The sequence below is a fragment of the Bacillota bacterium genome (assembly GCA_040754675.1).
Lineage (GTDB): Bacteria > Bacillota > Limnochordia > Limnochordales > Geochordaceae > Geochorda.
In genome coordinates, this window is record JBFMCJ010000422.1 from 1 (window position 1) to 3,558 (window position 3,558).

Here is a 3,558-nt window from a genome sequence, read left to right on the forward strand (position 1 = left end):
CTCCCCACAGCCTGTACAGGCCTGGCTGTCGATCCGGTAAATTCCACCGCTTTCCTGGATGGCCCCCATAGGGCAGACCACCGCACACTCCCCACATTGGTCGCACACCAGCACCTGGTAGGAAGCCTCCCGGGGTAACAAGCTTCGCACGCGCAATGCAGCCTTCTTGCAATTGTTATCGCTGTGCTTACTGAGGGCGCACATGAGCTCGCAGAGCCGGCATCCAGAACATTTTCCGCCTCGCACCGAAAGCTTCACTCCGATACCCCCTCGGAAACACAAGAACCCAGCGCTTCGACTCCCTACCGTCCCGGTAATGGGAGCGCTGGGTTCCGCCTGCTCAACTTGGCCTACCTGCCCACGGTCGGCCAACACAAGCGAACTGCAGCCTGTTCAGTTGTCCAGCTTGCGTGCTTAATTCGACATGCCCACGCGAAATCCTCCTAAGTTTCGCTCGGGACACCGCCGGTAAGGAGCAAACTTGTAACCGTACCTTATAACCCCCTCCTGCACGTACAGCCGCCTTAGAACCGCCTTCACCGGCAATCCCGAGTCGACATCCTCGGGAGGACACGCGATCTGCGCTATCACCCGCGGTCCCTCGTCCAGTTCAACCACACCCACCACGTACCGACCGACTGCCCGTGCTTGGTCTGTGAACTCCGGAGGAGCAACCGCCCCTTCGATGACGGTGAAAGAATACACCCTCCCCCGCCCCGAAAGCACATGTTCTTCGAACTCAGTTCCACGGCACCCGGGACACACGCCCTTTGGAGGGAAAATCACCGCCCCGCACCTCGTACACCTGATCCCCACAAGCCGGTACCTCTGCGGCACAGTGCGCTGGTACATGGGCACAGACACATGAGCGCCCATAGCATTGTCCCCCCATTTGCTAAGAAACTCGGCGACGCAGATGATCGGTGAACGCAATGTAGCTGAAGCCCTCGGAGGGAACCGCCACCACCGGGCTGGAGGTCACCTCAAGCGCCACCGCATCCGCCGCCTGGCCCGACCCCCAACAAACCAGCAGGACCTTGTCCCCGCATTCCAGCACCGGCACTGCCGCCACCAGCGCCGCAAAGGGACCCGCGCTACCCAAATCGCCCCAACGCGCCGCAACGACCGCCGGATTCACCTGCTCCGCTCTCAACCCCAGCATCCTCGCGAGTTGGACTGGCGTCCTAGCATCCAACTGGGGTAGGATCACCAGCTTGAAGCGCTCCAAGGTTTCTCCCAGGAGTACTGTGATACCATTAACAGCTTCCACCACTGCAGTTCGCAGAGCTGACTGAGCATAATCACGCAACTCCAGGTCTTGGGGGTTCAGAGAACCGGTGGGTCTAAAGCGCATGCCCAGGGACTCGCTCGCGAAGGAATACCACCCCAGCAGCCTCGCCCACCCTTGCGGCGCCAGTACGAGGGCGGCTGCTCCTGCCCCCAGGGCATGCTCTGCAGCCTCACAGGGATCCGCCCAGGGGGCCTCCGAACTCACGACCAGCACCGCACCTCGCTCAAGCGCCACCTGGCGGGCTGCACATACCAGCGCCTCGGTGCCTGCACGCGCCGAGGTCGTGCATTCGCAGCAAAACACACCGGCATTCAGCCCGAGGGCCTCCCTGAGAGTTGACGCCTGAACCTTCTCTGCATAGGGGAGCGTGGTGGAAGCGAGGTAAAGGCCCCCGACATCCCCTCCGACGCTACCACCTCCCGCGGCGGCCTCCAGGGCCGCCCTCGCCGCCTCAACAGCCATGGTCACCGCGTCCTCATCGAAGTCGGCCACCGCCTTTTCATCCACACCAGGAGCGGAAAAGGTGCCCAGGGATTTAACATACTCCTGCCGCTTGATCCTCAACGCAGGCAGGTACACCGCGCACGACCGTACGTAGACCGGAGCTTCAAAGCGACCGCCCATCACGATGCACCCCCGCGAAACACGAATACCACCGCCGTGCCGCCGGAGCCGCCCACGTTGTGCGTCAGGCCCACCTCCGCCCCCGGCACCTGCCGCTGCCCCGCCGTCCCGCGCAACTGGTTGAATATCTCGCCCACCTGCCCAATACCGGTCGCCCCAAGCGGGTGTCCTTTCGCCTTCAGTCCCCCGCTCGTATTGACAGGGAGCCGGCCCCCCAGGCTGGTGGCACCTTCTTCCAGGAGGCGGTAGCCCTTCCCTCGCGCGGCCAAGCCCAGATCCTCGTACGCCAGGATCTCCGCAATGGTGAAACAATCGTGCACCTCTGCCACATGTATGTCCTGCGGGCCAAGCCCCGCCATGGCGTACGCCTGCTGCGCAGCGCGAATGCTTGCGTCAAGCTGCGTCAGCGAGCGCCGGTCGTGCACCGCCAGCCAGTCACTGGCCGCCCCGAAGCCTGCCACCCACGCCGGGCGGTCGGTAAACTCAGCAACCCGGTCACCCGCCACCACCAGGGCGCACGCCGCGCCGTCGCTGGTGGGGCAGCAGTCGTAAAGACGCAGGGGGTCAGCCACCATCGGGGCAGACTCGGCTTCCTCCACCGTTATCTGCCGCCTGATCTGGGCCTTGGGGTTTAGGGCACCGTGCCGGTGGTTCTTCACCGCAACCAGGGAAAGGTGACGGTGCTCCATGCCATACTCTGCCATGTAGCGCCTGGCCATGAGCGCATATATCCCTGCAAACGTCAGGCCGGCGAGGCGTTCGTACTCCGTATCCCCCGAAACCCCCAGCCAGTACCGCCCCTGGACGCCCGAAAGGTCGCGCATCTTCTCCATGCCGGCCGCAACCACCACGTCGTACAGGCCCGAGCGCACCGCGCAGACGGCTTGCAGCAAAGCAAACCCCCCGGAGGCACACGCATTCTCCACCCGGACAGCCGGGATGGACGGAAGTCCCACGTAGCCCGCCAGGAGTGCCGCCGGCTGCCCGAGTTGAAAACCACCCACCCCCAACGTACCCACGTAGAGGGCCTGGACCAGTGCCGGGTCGAATCCCTTGTCGACCGAGGCAACCATCTCCGAGAACGCCTGCGCGAAAAGCTCCTTGATACTTAAGGCAGGAAAGTCACCGAAAGGGGTCTGCCCGAATCCCACTATCGCTGCGTCCCGCACGTTTCATGCCTCCCCGGTTCAGGCGGTGCCTCGCAGGTATATCCCGGCGGGATCCAGCTCTTCCCTCAGAATGCGCAACTCCTCGCTGGTGGGCTCCTCCGTCACCCGGAGATCAGGAGCTACCTTGAGATCCCAGCCGGTGTTCGCCCTGACCTCGTCCAGGGAAACGCCGGGATGAATGAAGGCCAGCACCATCTCGCCCGTCTCGTCGAAGCGGAGCACTCCTTTGTCCGTGATCACCAGCTCCGGCCCGCCACCGGGCAAGCCCAGGGTTTCGCGCTCTTTCCTCCCGGACAGGTAACCGAGAGATGTCAGGAAGTCTACGCGCGCCGGCAACCGGCGCTTTTCGTGCGGTGTGAGGATAAAGAGCTTACGCGCCAGCGAGGCGATGTCCGCTGCTCCGCCGCTACCGGCCAGCCGCACCTTGGGCCGGTCGTACGGCCCAATCACAGTGCTGTTGAGGTTGCCAAAGCG

The 3,558-nt window shown here is 63.8% G+C and carries 5 protein-coding genes; all 5 read right to left on the bottom strand.

Translation table 11 applies throughout. The features are described from left to right. A partial coding sequence (locus AB1609_18215) for a 4Fe-4S binding protein (protein ID MEW6048382.1) occupies window positions 1-375 on the bottom strand: 375 nt, incomplete at its 3' end. 39 nt (window positions 376-414) lie between these two features. Beyond that, complete coding sequence (locus AB1609_18220; GenBank protein ID MEW6048383.1) at window positions 415-876, bottom strand: Zn-ribbon domain-containing OB-fold protein; 462 nt, start codon at window positions 874-876, stop codon at window positions 415-417. A 19-nt stretch (window positions 877-895) separates the two neighbouring features. Beyond that, window positions 896-1,915 carry a hypothetical protein gene (locus AB1609_18225; GenBank protein ID MEW6048384.1) on the bottom strand — a complete coding sequence of 340 codons (1,020 nt, stop codon included), beginning with the start codon at window positions 1,913-1,915 and terminating at the stop codon, window positions 896-898. Next, complete coding sequence (locus tag AB1609_18230) at window positions 1,915-3,084, bottom strand: thiolase domain-containing protein (GenBank protein ID MEW6048385.1); 1,170 nt, start codon at window positions 3,082-3,084, stop codon at window positions 1,915-1,917. Before AB1609_18230 ends, AB1609_18225 begins: the two co-directional genes overlap by 1 nt. Before the next feature lie 18 nt (window positions 3,085-3,102). Next, on the bottom strand, window positions 3,103-3,558 hold a 456-nt coding region (locus tag AB1609_18235; GenBank protein MEW6048386.1), incomplete at its 5' end, for a CoA-transferase.